15 protein-coding genes are annotated in these 16,687 nt (G+C 71.3%); 5 read left to right on the top strand and 10 right to left on the bottom strand.

The genetic code is table 11. From position 1 onward, the window contains the following. Window positions 1-4: 4 nt before the first annotated feature. The 5 genes from hisH to hisD are packed head-to-tail and all read right to left on the bottom strand — an operon-like array spanning window position 5 to window position 3,822. Window positions 5-646 carry an imidazole glycerol phosphate synthase subunit HisH gene (hisH, locus tag DN051_RS28145; RefSeq protein ID WP_112439739.1) on the bottom strand — a complete coding sequence of 214 codons (642 nt, stop codon included), beginning with the start codon at window positions 644-646 and terminating at the stop codon, window positions 5-7. Further along, a complete protein-coding gene (locus DN051_RS45915; protein ID WP_053764077.1) occupies window positions 643-807 on the bottom strand; it encodes a hypothetical protein in 165 nt (54 codons plus the stop codon). Before DN051_RS45915 ends, hisH begins: the two co-directional genes overlap by 4 nt. After that, complete coding sequence (hisB, locus tag DN051_RS28140) at window positions 804-1,397, bottom strand: imidazoleglycerol-phosphate dehydratase HisB (RefSeq protein ID WP_053764076.1); 594 nt, start codon at window positions 1,395-1,397, stop codon at window positions 804-806. The genes DN051_RS45915 and hisB overlap by 4 nt, the downstream gene beginning before the upstream one ends. Then, a complete protein-coding gene (locus tag DN051_RS28135) occupies window positions 1,394-2,503 on the bottom strand; it encodes a histidinol-phosphate transaminase (protein ID WP_112439738.1) in 1,110 nt (369 codons plus the stop codon). Before DN051_RS28135 ends, hisB begins: the two co-directional genes overlap by 4 nt. Beyond that, window positions 2,500-3,822 (bottom strand): histidinol dehydrogenase, encoded by a 1,323-nt coding sequence (gene hisD, locus DN051_RS28130; RefSeq protein WP_112439737.1) that lies wholly within the window; start codon window positions 3,820-3,822, stop codon window positions 2,500-2,502. The genes DN051_RS28135 and hisD overlap by 4 nt, the downstream gene beginning before the upstream one ends. A 159-nt stretch (window positions 3,823-3,981) precedes the next feature. Between hisD and DN051_RS28125 the strand changes: the two genes are divergently transcribed. The 3 genes from DN051_RS28125 (at window position 3,982) to ybaK (ending at window position 6,941) form a co-directional block, all read left to right on the top strand. Continuing rightward, the gene (locus tag DN051_RS28125; protein ID WP_112439736.1) at window positions 3,982-5,562 is read left to right on the top strand and encodes an oxidoreductase; all 1,581 of its coding nucleotides are present in this window, start codon (window positions 3,982-3,984) and stop codon (window positions 5,560-5,562) included. Window positions 5,563-5,630: 68 nt separating this feature from the next. After that, on the top strand, window positions 5,631-6,371 hold the full coding sequence (locus DN051_RS28120; RefSeq protein WP_053764072.1) for an LON peptidase substrate-binding domain-containing protein: 741 nt from the start codon (window positions 5,631-5,633) through the stop codon (window positions 6,369-6,371). 66 nt (window positions 6,372-6,437) lie between these two features. Further along, window positions 6,438-6,941: a Cys-tRNA(Pro) deacylase gene (ybaK, locus tag DN051_RS28115; RefSeq protein WP_053764071.1), complete on the top strand. Its 504-nt coding sequence runs from the start codon at window positions 6,438-6,440 to the stop codon at window positions 6,939-6,941. A gap of 167 nt (window positions 6,942-7,108) precedes the next feature. On the opposite strand, the gene DN051_RS28110 is transcribed toward ybaK, so the two are convergent. The 4 genes from DN051_RS28110 to DN051_RS28095 all read right to left on the bottom strand — a co-directional run bounded on the left by DN051_RS28110 (window position 7,109) and on the right by DN051_RS28095 (window position 11,096). Further along, window positions 7,109-7,789: a DUF2567 domain-containing protein gene (locus DN051_RS28110; RefSeq protein ID WP_112439735.1), complete on the bottom strand. Its 681-nt coding sequence runs from the start codon at window positions 7,787-7,789 to the stop codon at window positions 7,109-7,111. 34 nt (window positions 7,790-7,823) lie between these two features. Then, the gene (locus DN051_RS28105; protein ID WP_053764069.1) at window positions 7,824-8,645 is read right to left on the bottom strand and encodes an ABC transporter permease; all 822 of its coding nucleotides are present in this window, start codon (window positions 8,643-8,645) and stop codon (window positions 7,824-7,826) included. Between the two features lie 103 nt (window positions 8,646-8,748). Further along, entirely contained in the window at window positions 8,749-9,723 is a 975-nt protein-coding gene (locus DN051_RS28100) for an ABC transporter ATP-binding protein (RefSeq protein ID WP_053764068.1), read from the bottom strand. 152 nt (window positions 9,724-9,875) lie between these two features. Beyond that, window positions 9,876-11,096, bottom strand: a complete 1,221-nt coding sequence (locus DN051_RS28095) for an NYN domain-containing protein (RefSeq protein WP_053764067.1) — start codon at window positions 11,094-11,096, stop codon at window positions 9,876-9,878. Between the two features lie 222 nt (window positions 11,097-11,318). Here DN051_RS28095 and DN051_RS45910 point away from each other — a divergent pair, with 222 nt between their 5' ends. After that, window positions 11,319-11,483: a hypothetical protein gene (locus DN051_RS45910; RefSeq protein ID WP_199314697.1), complete on the top strand. Its 165-nt coding sequence runs from the start codon at window positions 11,319-11,321 to the stop codon at window positions 11,481-11,483. 92 nt (window positions 11,484-11,575) lie between these two features. On the opposite strand, the gene dnaE is transcribed toward DN051_RS45910, so the two are convergent. Next, on the bottom strand, window positions 11,576-15,115 hold the full coding sequence (dnaE, locus tag DN051_RS28090; protein WP_112439734.1) for a DNA polymerase III subunit alpha: 3,540 nt from the start codon (window positions 15,113-15,115) through the stop codon (window positions 11,576-11,578). A gap of 215 nt (window positions 15,116-15,330) precedes the next feature. Between dnaE and DN051_RS28085 the strand changes: the two genes are divergently transcribed. Continuing rightward, a complete protein-coding gene (locus DN051_RS28085) occupies window positions 15,331-16,659 on the top strand; it encodes a DUF2252 domain-containing protein (RefSeq protein WP_053764065.1) in 1,329 nt (442 codons plus the stop codon). The last annotated feature ends 28 nt before the right edge of the window (window positions 16,660-16,687 follow it).

Below are 16,687 nucleotides of genomic sequence, written 5' to 3'. Positions count from 1 at the left end.
GTCTCTACAGGGTTCCGATCCAGTTGGTGAGCAGCTGCGCGCCGGCGTCGCCGGACTTCTCGGGGTGGAACTGCGTGGCCCACAGGGCGCCGTTCTCCACGGCGGCCACGAACGGCTTGCCGTGGGTGGACCAGGTCACCCTGGGGGCGGTGAGCGCGGGGTTGTGGGTCTCCAGCGTCCAGTCGTGGACGGCGTAGGAGTGCACGAAGTAGAAGCGCGCGTCCGCGTCCAGGCCGGCGAACAGCTCGGAGTCGGCCGGGGCCTCGACGGTGTTCCAGCCCATGTGGGGGACGATGTCCGCCCGGAGCGGCTCGACCGCGCCCGGCCACTCGTCCAGGCCCTCGGTCTCCACACCGTGCTCGATGCCGCGCGCGAAGAGGATCTGCATGCCGACGCAGATGCCCATCACGGGGCGCCCGCCGGCCAGCCGCCGGTCCACGATCCAGTCGCCGCGGGCCTCCTTGAGGCCCTGCATGCAGGCGGCGAAGGCGCCGACACCCGGCACCAGCAGGCCGTCCGCGTTCATGGCCCGGTCGAAGTCGCGGGTTATCTCGACGTCGGCCCCGACACGGGCGAGGGCACGCTCGGCGGAGCGGACGTTGCCGAAGCCGTAGTCGAAGACGACCACCTTCCGGGGGCTGCTCAATTCCACACCTCCAGCCGCAGGACACCCGCGAACAGACACATCGCGGCGCCGATGGAGAGCAGCACGATCAGGCCCTTGGGCATCTTCTGCCTGGCGAAGGAGAAGATGCCGCCGGCCAGGAAGAGACCGACGAAGATCAGCAGGGTGGACGTCCCGTTCACAGCGCGCCCTTCGTGGAGGGGAGGATGCCGGCCGCGCGCGGGTCACGCTCCGAGGCGTAGCGCAGGGCGCGGGCGAGGGCCTTGAACTGGCACTCGACGATGTGGTGCGCGTTGCGGCCGTACGGCACGTGCACGTGCAGGGCGATCTGCGCCTGGGCGACGAAGGACTCCAGGATGTGCCGGGTCATCGTCGTGTCGTACTCGCCGATCATCGGCGCCATCTTCTCGGGCTCGGTGTGCACGAGGTACGGGCGGCCGGAGAGGTCGACGGTGACCTGGGCGAGGGACTCGTCCAGCGGGACGGTGCAGTTGCCGAAGCGGTAGATGCCCACCTTGTCGCCGAGGGCCTGCTTGAAGGCGGCGCCGAGCGCGAGCGCGGTGTCCTCGATGGTGTGGTGGGAGTCGATGTGCAGATCGCCCTCGGTCTTCACGGTGAGGTCGAACAGACCGTGCCGGCCGAGCTGGTCGAGCATGTGGTCGTAGAAGCCGACCCCGGTCGAGATCTCGGTCCTGCCGGTGCCGTCGAGATCGATCTCGACCAGGACGGTCGTCTCCTTGGTCGTGCGCTCCACGCGTCCCACGCGGTTCATGCGTTCTGCTCCTTCTTCAGTTCACGGACCGCGTCGAGGAACGCGTCGTTCTCTTCGGGCGTCCCGGCGGTGACCCGCAGCCACCCCGGTACGCCGTTGTCCCGGACCAGGACGCCCCGGTCGAGGATCTTCCGCCAGGCCTCGTGCGCGTCGGGGAAGCGTCCGAACTGCACGAAGTTGGCGTCGGAGTCGGTCACCTCGTAGCCGAGCGCGCGCAGTGCGTCGACCAGCCGGTCCCGCTCGGCCTTCAACTGCTCGACGTAGCCGAGAAGGGTGTCGGTGTGCTCCAGGGCGGCCAGGGCGGTCGCCTGGGTGACGGCCGACAGGTGGTACGGCAGCCGGACCAGCTGCACGGCGTCCACCACGGCCGGGTTCGCGGCGAGATAGCCGAGGCGCAGGCCCGCCGCGCCGAAGGCCTTCGACATCGTGCGGGAGACGACCAGGTTCGGGCGCCCGTCCAGCAGCGGCAGCAGCGAGGCGCCGTGGCTGAACTCGACGTAGGCCTCGTCGACCACCATGATCGACGGCTTCGCCGCCTGCGCGGCCTCGTACAGCGCGATGATCGTCGAGGCCGGGACCGCGTTGCCCGTGGGGTTGTTGGGGGTGGTCACGAAGACCACGTCGGGCCGGTTCTCGGCGATGGCCTTCTCGGCCGCCGCCAGGTCGATGGAGAAGTCGTCGGCCCGGGGGCCGGCGATCCAGCCGGTGCCCGTGCCGCGGGCGATCAGCGCGTGCATCGAGTACGACGGCTCGAAGCCGATCGCGGTGCGGCCCGGTCCGCCGAAGGTCTGGAGCAGTTGCTGGATGACCTCGTTGGAGCCGTTGGCCGCCCAGACGTCGGCCCGGCCGACCCGGTGGCCGGACGTCTTCGTCAGGTACTCGGCGAGTCGGGTGCGCAGCTCCACCGCGTCCCGGTCCGGGTAGCGGTTGAGGTGCCGGGCGGCGTCACGCACCCGCTCGGCGATCCGGTCGACCAGCGGCTCGGGCAGCGGGTAGGGGTTCTCGTTGGTGTTCAGCCGCACGGGCACGTCGAGCTGGGGCGCGCCGTACGGGGACTGGCCGCGCAGCTCGTCCCGGACGGGGAGGTCGTCGATACCGATGGTCACTTGCCGGGCACCTTCCAACCGAACCGGGCCTTGATCGCGGCGCCGTGCGCGGGCAGGTCCTCCGCCTCGGCCAGGGTCACCACGTGGTGCGCGACCTCGGCCAGCGCGTCCTTCGTGTAGTCGACGACGTGGATGCCGCGCAGGAAGGACTGGACGGACAGGCCGGAGGAGTGGCAGGCGCAGCCACCGGTGGGCAGGACGTGGTTGGAGCCGGCCGCGTAGTCGCCGAGGGAGACGGGGGCCCAGGGGCCCACGAAGATCGCGCCCGCGTTGCGGACCCGGTCCGCGACGGCCGCCGCGTCGGCGGTCTGGATCTCCAGGTGTTCGGCGCCGTAGGCGTCGACCACCCGCAGTCCCTCGTCGATCCCGTCGACCAGCACGATCGCCGACTGCTTGCCGCCGAGCGCCGGGCGGATCCGGTCCTCCACGTGCCGGGTGGCCGCGACCTGCGGTTCCAGCTCCTTGTCGACCGCGTCCGCCAGGTCGACGGAGTCGGTGACCAGGACGGCGGCGGCCAGCGGGTCGTGCTCGGCCTGGCTGATCAGGTCGGAGGCGACGTGCACGGGGTCGGCGGTGTCGTCGGCCAGGACGGCGATCTCGGTCGGACCGGCCTCCGTGTCGATGCCGATCCGGCCGGTGAAGTAGCGCTTGGCGGCGGCGACCCAGATGTTGCCGGGGCCGGTGACCATGTTGGCGGGCGGGCACGACTCGGTGCCGTACGCGAACATCGCGACCGCGGTGGCGCCGCCGGCCGCGTACACCTCGTCGACGCCGAGCAGCGCGCACGCGGCGAGGATCGTCGGGTGCGGCAGACCACCGAACTCCGCCTGCGGCGGGGAGGCGAGCGCGATCGACGGCACGCCGGCCTCCTGGGCGGGCACGGCGTTCATGATCACGGAGGACGGGTAGACGGACCGTCCGCCGGGCGCGTAGAGGCCGACCCGGTCGACCGGCACCCACTTCTCGGTGACCGAGCCGCCGGGCACGACCTGGGTGGTGTGCGCGGGGCGGCGCTGTGCGCGGTGGACGAGCCGGGCACGCCGGATGGACTCCTCCAGGGCCGCGCGGACCGCCGGATCGAGCTGCTCCAGCGCCTGACTGATCGCCCCGGCCGGGACCCGGACGGATTCCAGCCGCACGCCGTCGAACCGCTCGGCGAAGTCGATCAGCGCCGCGTCGCCCCGATGATGCACGGCCTCGCAGATCGGACGCACCTTCTCCAGGGCGGCCGAGACGTCGAAGTCGGCTCGGGGCAGCAGGTCGCGCAGGGCGGTTCCCTCCGGGAGGGCGTCGCCGCGCAGATCGATTCGGGAGATCACGTGCTCAATTCTCGCAGACCCGGATGGGACGCCGTTCGCGCGTATCAGTGACTGATACACGTCACGGAAGATCGCCTTCACTTTCCGCGTTCGAACCATCACTCAGCGGGCATGAACGGTTGTACGAACTCACTGGTAGCAGAGGAGGAAGGGACCACCGTGACCGAGGGGGCCGGCATCCGGGACGGGGACCTGCCGGACGATCTGACCGCCGCCGAGGCAGGCATGTGGCAGGCCTTCCGCAACGGCAGCGTGTACGACCTGCGCAGCGGGGACGGCGCCGTCGACGACCCGCACGGCGGGCACCCCTGGGGGCCCGCCCGGACCGTGCGGGCGCGCATCGTGTGCTGGCTGCTCCTGGACGGGCCGCCCGCCCTCGCGGGCCGGGTGGCCGCGCTGAAGCTGATCGGAGTGCACGTCAGCGGCAGCCTGGACCTCGCGGGCGGCTCGGTCGCGCCGTACGTCGAGTTGCAGGGCTGCCGCTTCGAGCGGGAGGTCCTCCTGCCGGAGGCCCGGTTCACGACCGTACGGCTGGTGAACTGCTCGGTGCCCCGGCTGGAGGCGGCCCGGGTGCACACCGAGGGCGATCTGCATCTGCCGCGCTGCCGCTTCCACAACGGGATCCGGCTGACCGACGCGCACATCGGCACGGACCTGCTGCTCAACCAGGCCGTCGTGTACCGCGACCGCACCGGCCGCTCCATCGCCGCGGACGGCATGACGGTCGGCCAGGACCTCCAGGCCGAGATGCTGGAGTCGTTCGGCGAGGTGAGTCTGCGCAGCGCGCAGGTCGGCGTCTCGCTCAGCCTGCGCGGCGCCCGGCTGCGCAACCCGTACACGCGCCTCGCCCTGAACGCGCCCCAGCTGACCGTCGAGCGCACCCTGTACCTCAGCCCGGCGGCGGTCGGCGGCACCCAGCTCAGCGGCACGACGCCGGCGCGCGGCACCCGGATCCAGCGGTTCGAGTGCCAGGGCGGGGTGCGGCTGGACGACGGCCGGTTCGGCGACGCGGTCGACTTCGAACGCGCCCGCTTCGCCTTCACCGACGAGCAGGAGCTGTCGCTGCGCCGCGTCCAGGTGCCGGAGCTGCGCTTCCTGGGGGAGCGTCCGCAGCGCGGCAAGGTGGTGCTGTCGGGCGCGCGGATCGTCAATCTGGTCGACCGGGCGGGCAGCTGGCCCGGCCCCGGCAATCTGCACATGCCCGGCTTCGCCTACGAGAACCTGGTGCCGCAGGGCCCGTTCCCGCTGACCGAGCGCCTCGCCTGGGTCGCCGCGGCCACCGCCGAGTACCACCCCGAGCCGTACGAGCGCCTGGCCGCCGTCCTGCGGGCCGGCGGTGAGGACGAGGACGCCCGCGAGGTGCTGCTCGCCAAGCAGCGCCGCCGCCGCGAGACCCTGCCGCCGGCCGCCAAGCTCTGGGGGTACGCCCAGGACTGGACGGTGGCCTACGGGTACCGGCCGGGGCGTGCCGCGGTGTGGATGGCGGTGCTGTGGGCGGCGGGCTCGATCGCCTTCGCCCGCGCCGGGCGGCCGCAGACCGGCGGGAACATCGGGGAGCCGCCCTGGAACCCGGCCCTGTTCGCGCTGGATCTGCTGCTGCCGGTCGTCGATCTGGGCCAGGTCGGCCTGTGGCAACTGCACGGCCGCAGGCAGTGGCTGGCCGCGGCACTCATCCTTCTGGGCTGGATTCTGGCGACCACGGTGGCGGCGGGGGCGACCCGGCTGCTGCGGCGCGGCTGACCGCCCCGGCGGGCGGCCGGGCGGGCGGGCGGACACGGGTGGCGCGGCGCCCATTAGGCTCTTGCGACGTGACCACCGTCCGGCTGCCGCTCTTCCCCCTGAACTCGGTGTTGTTCCCGGGACTCGTCCTCCCGTTGAACGTCTTCGAGGAGCGTTATCGCGCCATGATGCGCACGCTCGCGAAGACCCCCGAGGACGAACCGCGCCGCTTCGCGGTCGTGGCGATCCGCGACGGCCACGAGGTGGCACCGAGCGCGCCGGGCATGCCCGACCCGACGGCCGTGCCCGAGCGGGGTCCCTCGGCCGGCTTCGGCACCGACCCGGCGAACGCCTTCCACGCCGTCGGCTGCGTGGCCGACGCGGCGACGATCCGGGAGCGGGCCGACGGCACGTTCGAGGTGCTGGCCACCGGCACCACCCGGGTACGGCTGGGGTCGGTGGACGCCTCGGGCCCGTATCTGACGGCCGAGCTGGAGGAGCTGCCGGAGGAGCCGGGCGACGAGGCGGGCGCGCTGGCGGAGGGCGTGCTGCGTCAGTTCCGCCAGTACCAGAAGCGGCTGGCGGGAGCGCGGGAGCGGTCCCTGACCACCGGCGGGGACCTGCCGGACGAGCCGTCCGTGGTGTCCTACCTGGTGGCGGCGGCGATGATGCTCGACGTCCCGACCAAGCAGCGGCTGCTCCAGGCGCCGGACACCGCGTCCCGGCTGCGCGACGAACTGAAACTCCTTCGCTCCGAGACGGCCATCATCCGTAACCTGCCGTCACTGCCCGCGTCGGAACTGACGCGCGGCCCGACGAGCCTCAACTGACGAACGCACCGGACGCGCCTCGCCCGGGGTTCGTCGGCCGACGCACGACCCTTGGGACAGACCGGGATGGCGAAGAAGTCGAAGAAGCAGCAGCAGTCCGGCGGCACGCCCGCGACGGTGGCGCTGACGGCCGCGGGCGTGGACCACACGATCCACGCCTACGATCACGACCCCGGCCATCCGTCGTACGGCGAGGAGGCGGCCGAGGCCATGGGGGTGTCGCCGGAGCGCGTCTTCAAGACCCTGGTGGCGGACGTCGACGGCAGGCTGACGGTGGCCGTGGTCCCGGTGGCCGGTTCGCTGGACCTGAAGGCCCTGGCGGCGGCGGTGGGCGGCAAGCGGGCCACGATGGCCGACCCGTCCCTCGCGGAGCGCACCACGGGATACGTACGGGGCGGCATCTCCCCGCTGGGCCAGCGCAAGAAGCTCCCGACGGTGCTGGACGCGTCCGCCGCTGCGCACTCCACGATCTGCGTCTCGGCCGGCCGCCGGGGTCTGGAGGTCGAGCTGTCGCCGCACGACCTGGCCGAGCTGACCGGGGCCGCCCTGGCGCCGATCGGGCGTGCGTGACCTCTCGACGGCGGGGCCTTCCTCGGTTAAGCAGGGAAGGCATGTCGAAGAAGACGCGCAAGCGCAAGTGGCGGATCCGCAAACGCCGGGCGAACCACGGCCGGCGCCCGGCCTGACAGCACCGCACGACCGCTCCGACCCGTTTCCGACGTCGGTCACCCGGGAACCTAGGGGCGGGCCTCCCCGTACGGCCCGTGTCCCAGCGGCTCCGGATCCCGGGGGCCGAACAACGCCGTCAGTCCCAGGTGCACCAGCAGTCCCACCAGGGACCAGGTGAGCAGGGCACCCTTCGCGCTCAGCCGCAGCGGCGCCGAGAAGGTCACGCCCTTGCCCACCTCCCGGGCGTGCGCCACCACGTCCTGCGCGGGGCCGAGCCAGACGCCCACCCGCCAGGCGAGCAGGGATCCGAGCAGACCCCCGAGCCCCAGCGCCACCACCAGCGGCACGCCCCCGCGCCGCCGCAGCAGGAAGACCACGAACGCGCTCACGACCCCGAACGCCGCCGCAAGCAGTGTGAACGTGCCGTCGACACCGACCGACTGCTCACCCTCGCTGTCCTTGAGGTAGACGACCCAGGTGTCCTCGACCACCTCGCCGACCACCGGCACCCGCGGGGCGAGCCAGCACCACAGGACCCCGAGCAGCACACCGCAGAGCGCCACGACCACCGTGATCACGGCGGCCTCGCGCACCTCGGTCTTCATCCCGGGACCGTCCTGATCCTCGGTTCCGTGAGACACCTGATCGGGCGTGCCGACCAGGTGTCCGGACCCGCCGGGAGGAGGCGGCCACGCGCTGTGCGCGGACTGTTCGTGCGGCGGCGGGGGCGGTGTCAACGGTGCTGTCACCCTGACATCGTGCCAGGCCCGTCCGGGCGACGCGTCATCGGACGGCGGCCCGGCGGTAGGCCCAGGTGGCGACCCCCAGCGAGATCACTCCGACCCCCGCGCAGACGGCCAGGTCGGCGGCGACGACGGCCCAGTCGGGGCTGCCGGAGAAGGTCCGCGCGTAGGCCTCCACCCCGTACGTCGAGGGCAGCAGATCACGCAGCAGCCGTACGATCTCCGGCATCCGCTCCGGCGGCAGCACGCCCAGCAGCAGCGCCGCCGACATGCCCAACTGCCCGAGCAGTGTCGCCAGTTCCTGGCGGGACGCGAGCAGCCCGCAGGCCGCGCCGACGCCGGCGAGGGCGGCGCCGGCGAGCGGGATGACGATGAGCAGAACCCACAGGTTGGTCAGCGGCAGCCCGAACAGCACACAGCCGAAGACCGCCGTCACCAGCGTCCCCGGCACGGTGAACGAGGCGTACGCGCCCGCCGCCCCGAGCACCACCGCGGCGGGCGGCACGGGCAGCGTGGCGTAGTGGTCGAGCCCGCCCGTGGCACGGAGCTGGCCGAAGTACTGCGCGAGGAGGTTCAGCGCGACGAAGGCGACGACCACGATCGACGAGCCGGCCACCACCGAGTGCGCCTCGGTCCCGCCGTCCACCACCCCGCGCATCATGATCATGATGCCGACGGACTGGAAGGTCGCCACGAACAGCAGCGGAATCCGCGCCACCCGCGCCCGGGACAGCTGGGCCCGGTACACGGCCGCGAGCGACGGCCACAGCCGAGCCGGCGGCGCGAGCTCGGCCGCACCCCCGGCCGGACCGTCCACGGCCAGGGCACTGCCCGGCAGAACCTCTGCGGGTACGGCACTCACGTCGCGCTGCTCCCTCGTTCGGGGTTCACTTCGGCGGTCGTACTGTTCCGTACGGATACGGCGGCCCCTCCGCTCAAGACCGACGCACCGGCGGCCTGCTCGCTCACGCCTTCACCAGTCCCTGCCCGGTGGCGCCGCCCAGCGCCATGTACACGTCCTCCAGGCTCGGCGTGGCCAGGGTGAAGTCGTCCAGGGCGGCGAAGGCTGCCCCGCCGGTGACCGTGGAGACGACCGCACGGGCCTCCTCGGGGGCCAGCCGCAGCGTCCAGCGGCGTCCGGACTCCACGGCCCGGTCCCGCAGCGCGGCCACCTCGGGCACGTCCAGCGGCGCCCGCTCCCGCCACACCAGCTCCACCCGCACCTCGCCGGCGACCTGTTCCTTGAGCCCGGCGGGCGAGTCGCAGGCGATCACCCGTCCCTGGTCCAGGACGGCGACCCGGTCGAGCACGGTCTCGGCCTCGATGACGTTGTGGGTGACCAGCACCACGGTCGTGCCGCGTTCGGCGCGCCGCCGGTCGACGGCGGACCACACCGCCCGCCGGGCCATCGGGTCCATGGCCGCGGTCGGCTCGTCGAGGACGAGCAGCGGCCGCTCCCCCACCAGTGCGGCGGCGACACAGGCCAGCCGCCGCTGCCCGCCGGACAGCTTCTTCAGCGGCCGTCCGGCGAGTTCGGTCAGCCCCAGCTCGTCCAGGACGGAGTCCCGCTCGGCGCGCGCCGTGCGGGCGTCCAGCCCGCGCAGGCGTCCGGTGGTCTCGGCCGCGAGCGAGACGGTCAGCTCGTCGAGGGCGGTGGACTCCTGCCCGAGGAAGGCGAGCAGCCGCGAGGCCCGCTCCGGGTGGCGGACGATGTCGTGCCCGAGGATCTCGACGCTGCCGCGATCGGGCCGCATCAGCCCGGTGAGCTGCCGCACGAGGGTGGACTTGCCGGCTCCGTTCGGTCCGAGCAGCCCGAAGATCTCGCCCCGCCGCACGTCCAGGCCCACGTCGTCGGTGGCCCGCACCTCCGGGGTGGCCGGGGTGCCGCGCCGGGCCCGGACCGCGGGGTAGGTCTTGGTCAGCCCGCGCACCGCGCACACGACCTCACCACTGTCCCGGAAGCCCTGTGCCGCGCGCGTACTCACAAGGGACGAGACTACGGGGTCCGCGGGCCCGACCCGCGCCCGGGGCGGCCTCGGCGCCCAGATCCACCGGAACACCCCATTCCGGCCACACCCGGCCGTAGTGGGCGCTACTCCCCCGCCTGCGCGTGCTCCGCGGCCGTCCGCACGTCGACCTCGCGCCAGAAGCCGGCCCGGATCGCGTACCGGTCGTGCTCGTCGATCTGGTCGTCCTTGTGCGCGAGCAGACCGAACCGGGCGGCGTACCTCAGCAGCTCGCCGTCGATCCGGTGCGGAATGCGCGGATACATCCCGGACAGCTTCTGGAAGTGGCCCTGGTCCCCGAGCCGGGACATCCAGCGGCGGGCGAACACCTGACCGACCTCGTAGGGGTCGCCGCCGACCGTGGTGATGTCCTCCTCCCGGTCGGCCCAGCGCTGCTCGGCCGTGGTGAGCTGCGCCAGCGTCGGCATCGAGGCGACCTCGGGCGGCTCGGCGGCCACGCCGGGCCGGTCCACCCAGCCCTTGTCGGAGGACCAGCGCAGGGTCGCGGAGGCGGGATGCGGGGCGGGCTGGCTGCCGGGGGCGCGCAGTGCGGCGAGGTCCTTCGGCGTCGGGACGCCCTTGGCCGTCGGCACCCGCTCCTCGACGCCATTGCGCGCGGCGGCCGGCGCGGCGTGCGGCGGCGGCTCCTCGGCGGGCCGCTCGGCCGCCGTGCCGAGCGAGGCCTCGGGCAGCGGCGCGGACAGGATCGCGGCGATCTCGGGGCGCGGCGCGGGCGGTGGCGCGCAGATCCCGCCCGTCTCCTTGGCGCGTACCGCCTTGGTGATCCACACCCGGTCGAGCACCCGCCGCTCGTCGGCCTCGGCGACCAGGTCCTCGGACTGGTTGTAGTCGCCGTCGGCGGCCTGCACGGCCCACAGGTGCACGGCGACCCCGTGCTCCTTGGCCGCCATCATGCCCGGCAGCAGATCGCCGTCGCCGGTGACCAGCACGACGTCCGAGCAGGCGCGGTTGCGCGCCAGTTCGGTCAGCTCGGCGTGCATCGCGGCGTCGACGCCCTTCTGGTTCCAGCGGCCGTCACTGCGGGTGAGCGCGCCGAGCCGGACGGTGACCCTGGGCATCACGCGCAGCCTGCGGTGCTCGGGCTGCGGGACGCGGTCGGGGGCGCCGTCGAACCAGTAGATGCGCAGCAGAGGCCGCTCCGTGTCCGCTTCCGCGCGTTCTCGCAGGCCGTGGATGAGGGCGGCGTGGTCGACGGTGATACGGGACCTGGAGGGCTCTCCCGCGAGGAGACTCGCGGCGGCCCCCAGCAGATACCCGGCGTCCACCAGGACGATGCAGCGGTCCACACGACTCACCCTCTTCCCGGGAGGTTTGCTTCGGGCTTGCTTCGAGTCTGCCCGACCGTGCGTGCGTTAACGGCCCGAACTCGATCTTCGGCGTGGCGTTTCGGGGATCCGTTCGGCGACAACCCCTGTCACACACGGTAATTATCCGAAATGCGATCGTTATCGGCCTATGTGAATCTGGTCGCGGCCCTGGCCCCTAGATCCCCCACAGGAGGCATCACCATGGCCAAGAACAAGAATCGTGACCGAAAGCAGCCGCAGTCCGAGCGTGAGCAGTCGCGGACGGAGCGCTCCTCGATGGAGCCGCAGGCCGACCAGAGCGGCCCGCAGGCGACCCCCGGCGACATGGCACGCAAGGGCCGGCAGAAGCGCTTCGGCCACAACTGACATCTGCATGACGGGCTGTTGCGGCCCAGGCACATGACGAGGGGCGCATCACGATGATCGGATGCGCCCCTCGCACACGACTCCCGCCCGCCTCAGCCGGCCAGGCAGGACGGGCCGAGAAGCACCTTCAGGTCGCCGAACAGCGCCGGATCCGGCTTGACCCGGTGCCGGTCGAGGCGCAGGACGGTCGTCCTCGTCGGACCCTGGAGCTTGATCCGGACCTCGCTGTCGCCCTTGTGGTGGCTGAGGATCTCGCCGAGGCGGCTGACCATGGGCGGAGTGACCCTGGTGGCCGGGATGGTGAGGACCACCGGCGCGTTGGTGCCCGCGTTGGACAGGTCGGGGACCATCAGCTCCATCGCGACCAGGCGCGGCACGTCCTCGCGCTTGTCCAGCCGTCCCTTGACGAACACCACCGCGTCCTCGACGAGTTGGGTCGACACCAGCTGGTAGGTGGCCGGGAAGAACATGCACTCGATGGAGCCCGCGAGGTCCTCCACGGTGGCGATCGCCCACGCGTTGCCCTGCTTGGTCATCTTGCGCTGCAGGCCCGAGATGATGCCGCCGATGGTGACGACCGCGCCGTCCGCGTGCTCACCGCCGGTGAGCTGCGCGATGCCCGCGTCCGCCTTGTCGGACAGCACGTGCTCCAGTCCGAAAAGCGGATGGTCGGAGACGTACAGGCCGAGCATCTCGCGCTCCTGGGCGAGCAGATACGTCTTGTCCCACTCGTCCTCGCCGAAGGTGACGTCGAGCCCGAAGCCGGGCTCGCTGCTCTCCTCCTCGCCCATGCCGCCGAAGAGGTCGAACTGCCCCTCGGCCTCCTTGCGCTTGACCGCGACCACGTTGTCGATCATCGGTTCGTACTGTGCGGTGAGGCCCTTGCGGGTGTGGCCCATCGAGTCGAAGGCGCCGGCCTTGATCAGCGACTCCGTGGTCCGCTTGTTGCAGACGACCGCCTCGACCTTGTCGAGATAGTCCGGGAACGAGACGTACTTCCCCTTGGACTTGCGGCACTTGATGATCGACTCGACCACGTTGGTGCCGACGTTGCGCACCGCGGACAGGCCGAACAGGATCACGTCGTCGCCCTGCGCGGCGAAGTTCGCCTCGGACTCGTTGACGTTCGGGGGGAGCACGCGGATGCCCATGCGGCGGCACTCGTTGAGATAGATCGCCGACTTGTCCTTGTCGTCCTTGACGGAGGTCAGCAGCGCGGCCATGTACTCGGCCGGGTGGTTCGCCTTGAGGTACGCGGTCCAGTACGAGACCAGGCCGTACGCGGCCGAGTGGGCCTTGTTGAACGCGTAGCCGGCGAACGGGACCAGCACGTCCCACAGGGCCTGGATCGCCGCGTCGCTGTAGCCGTTCTTGCGGGCGCCGCCCTGGAAGATGACGAAGTTCTTCTCCAGTTCCTCGGGCTTCTTCTTGCCCATCACGCGGCGGAGGATGTCGGCCTCGCCGAGCGAGTAGCCCGCGATGATCTGGGCGGCCTTCTGCACCTGCTCCTGGTAGACGATCAGGCCGTAGGTGACGTCCAGGACCTCCTTGAGGGGAGCCTCCAGGTCCGGGTGGATCGGCGTGATCTCCTGCTGGCCGTTCTTGCGCAGGGCGTAGTTCGTGTGCGAGTTCATGCCCATCGGGCCCGGCCGGTACAGGGCCGACACGGCGGAGATGTCCTCGAAGTTGTCCGGCTTCATCAGCCGGAGCAGGGAGCGCATCGGGCCGCCGTCGAACTGGAACACGCCGAGGGTGTCGCCGCGCTGGAGCAGATCGAAGGTCGTCGGGTCGTCCAGCGGCAGCGACAGCAGGTCGATGTCGATGCCCTTGTTGGACTTCACCATCTTGACGGCGTCGTCCATGATCGTCAGGTTGCGCAGCCCGAGGAAGTCCATCTTCAGCAGGCCGAGCGACTCGCAGCTCGGGTAGTCCCACTGCGTGATGGTCACACCGTCGCTGTGCCGGACCCAGACGGGGACGTGGTCCGTGATGGTCTCGCTGGACATGATCACGCCGGCCGCGTGCACACCCATCTGCCGGACCAGGCCCTCGACGCCCTTGGCGGTGTCGATCACCTTCTTGACGTCGGGCTCGTTCTCGTACATCCCCCGGATCTCGCCCGCCTCCGAGTAGCGCGGGTGCTGCGGGTCGGTGATGCCGGAGAGCGGGATGCCCTTGCCGAGGACGTCCGGCGGCATGGCCTTGGTGAGGCGGTCGCCCATCGCGTACGGGTAGCCCAGGACGCGCGCGGAGTCCTTGATCGCGTTCTTGGCCTTGATGGTGCCGTAGGTGCCGATCTGGGCGACCTTGTCGGCGCCGTACTTCTCGGTCACGTAGCGGATCACCTCGGCGCGCCTGCGCTCGTCGAAGTCGATGTCGACGTCGGGCATCGAGACGCGCTCGGGGTTGAGGAACCGCTCGAAGATCAGGCCGTGCGGGATGGGGTCGAGGTCGGTGATGCCCATGGCGTACGCCACGATCGAGCCGGCCGCGGAGCCTCGGCCGGGGCCGACCGCGATGCCGTTCTTCTTCGCCCACATGATGAAGTCGGCGACGACGAGGAAGTAGCCGGGGAAGCCCATCGAGATGATGACGTCCATCTCGTAGTCGGCCTGCTTCTGGCGGTCCTCGGGGATGTCGCCGGAGAAGCGGCGCTCCATGCCGCGGCGGACCTCCTCCTTGAACCAGGTGACCTCGGAGTAGCCCTCGGGGATGTCGAAACGGGGCATGAGGTTCTTGGCCTCGAACATGCCGGTGGTGTCCACCATCTCGGCGATCAGGAGGGTGTTGGCGCAGCCCTCCTGCCAGGCGTCCGAGGAGTCGATGGCGTACATCTCGTCCGTCGACTTCAGGTAGTAGCCGGTGCCGTCGAACTTGAAGCGGTCCGGGTCGGAGAGGTTCTTGCCGGTCTGGATGCACAGCAGGGCGTCGTGCGCGCCCGCCTCGTGCGCGTACGTGTAGTGCGAGTCGTTGGTGACCAGCGGCGGGATGCCGAGCTTCTTGCCGATCTCCAGCAATCCGTCGCGGACCCGGCGCTCGATCTCGATGCCGTGGTCCATCAGCTCCAGGAAGTAGCGGTCCTTGCCGAAGATGTCCTGGTAGTCGGCGGCGGCCTTCAGGGCCTCGTCGAAGTGGCCGAGGCGCAGCCGTGTCTGCACCTCGCCGGAGGGGCAGCCGGTGGAGGCGACGATGCCCTCGGACCACTGCGAGATGGTCTCCTTGTCCATCCGGGGCCACTTCTGGAGCCAGCCCTCGGCGTACGCGTCGGAGGAGAGGCGGAAGAGGTTGTGCAGGCCGGTCCGGTTCACGGCCCACATCGTCTTGTGGGTGTAACCACCCGAACCGGAGACGTCGTCCCGCTTCTGGTGCGGCTGGCCCCACTGGATCTTGCGCTTGTTGCGCCGGGACTCCGGGGCGACGTACGCCTCGATGCCGATGATCGGCGTGACGCCGGCCTTCTTCGCGGTGTGGAAGAAGTCGTACGCCCCGTGCAGGTTGCCGTGGTCGGACATGGCGATGTGGGTCATGCCCATCTCGTTGCACGCGTTGAACATGTCCTTCAGCCGCGCGGCACCGTCCAGCAGCGAGTACTGGGTGTGGACGTGCAGGTGCGTGAACGGCGGCTTTGACACGGTTGCGGCCTCCAAGGCGAACAGACGTCGACGGGGTTCCGACAGGCTGCGGACAGTCCGGGGGACAGCGTCGAAGTCTATGCCTCGGCACTGACAATCCGCGGGCACTCCCGCGTACCGTCGAACGTTGCAAGGTGACGGACGCTCCGCCCCTCGGGTATGGACCATCCGTCCCACAGGTCACGCACCACCCCCGCACCAGGAGGCACTCAGCGATGTCGTTCCCGCAGCTCAACGACGAGCAACGCGGCGAGGAGATCCTCGCCGTCTTCGACACCGCCTTCGGCGAGCTGCTCGCCGCCGACCCGGCCGCGTTCCGGGTGAAGTTCCGGAAGATGGCCGCCTCGGCCTTCGCCTTCTACCGGGGCACGGCGGGTCTCTTCTACCACGACCTGGACGCGGAGAAGCGGGGCGGCCCGTACCTGGACGAGCGCACCTCGCGCGTGTGGATCCACGGCGACCTGCACGCGGAGAACTTCGGCACCTACATGGACGCCACCGGCCGCCTGATCTTCAACGTCAACGACTTCGACGAGGCCTACGTCGGCCCCTTCACCTGGGACCTCAAGCGCTTCTCCGCCTCGATCGCCCTCATCGGCTACGCCAAGGCGCTCAGCGACGACCAGATCACCGAGCTGGTGCGGGTCTACGCCGCCGCCTACCGCGAGCGCATCCACTCCCTGGCCACCGGCGCCAAGAGCGACGAGGTGCCGCCCTTCACGCTGGACACCGCCGAGGGCCCGCTGCTCGACGCGCTGCGCGACGCCCGCTCGCTGACCCGCTTCGGACTGCTGGACTCGATGACCGAGATCCGGGACTTCGAGCGCCGCTTCGCCCCCGGTGGCGGCTCCATCGAGCTCGACGCCGCCACGCGCTACAAGGTGCTGGCCGCCTTCGACGGCTATCTGGAGACGCTGCCGGAGGCCTCCCTGGCCCGGCCCGACTCCTACCGGGTCAAGGACGTGGTCGGCCGCCGCGGGATCGGCATCGGCTCGGCCGGTCTGCCCTCGTACAACATCCTGCTGGAGGGCAACAGCGACGCCCTCGAGAACGACGTGGTGATCTACGTCAAGCAGGCCCAGACGCCGGCCGTCTCCCGGCACATCACCGACCCGGCGATCCGGGACTACTTCCAGCACGAGGGCCACCGCACGGTCATCTCCCAGCGCGCCCTCCAGGCGCACGCCGACCCGTGGCTCGGCTGGACCGAGCTGGACGGCGCGGGCCAGCTGGTCGCCGAGGTCTCGCCGTACGCCGTCGACCTCGACTGGGGCGACATCGACGACCTGGAGGAGATCGCGGCGGTCGTCGCCGACCTGGGCCGGGCCACTGCCACGATGCACGCCGCGGCCGACGACGACAGCGGCCACTCGGAGCTGGTGCCGTTCTCCACGGAGCGGGCCATCGACGCCGCCATCGCCTCCGACGAGGAGGGCCTGGCGCCGCTGCTGGTCGACTTCGCCCACAGCTACGGCGCACGCGCGCGTGCCGACCACCAGATCTTCGTCGACCTGTTCCGCAACGGCAGGATCCCCGGGCTGTGAACGCGCCCCGGCCCCTGGCCGAGGACGG

It is taken from the genome of Streptomyces cadmiisoli (genome assembly GCF_003261055.1).
GTDB lineage: Bacteria > Actinomycetota > Actinomycetes > Streptomycetales > Streptomycetaceae > Streptomyces > Streptomyces cadmiisoli.
The sequence above is the reverse complement of the archived record's forward strand: the minus strand, read 5'-3'. Positions and strand labels throughout refer to the sequence as shown.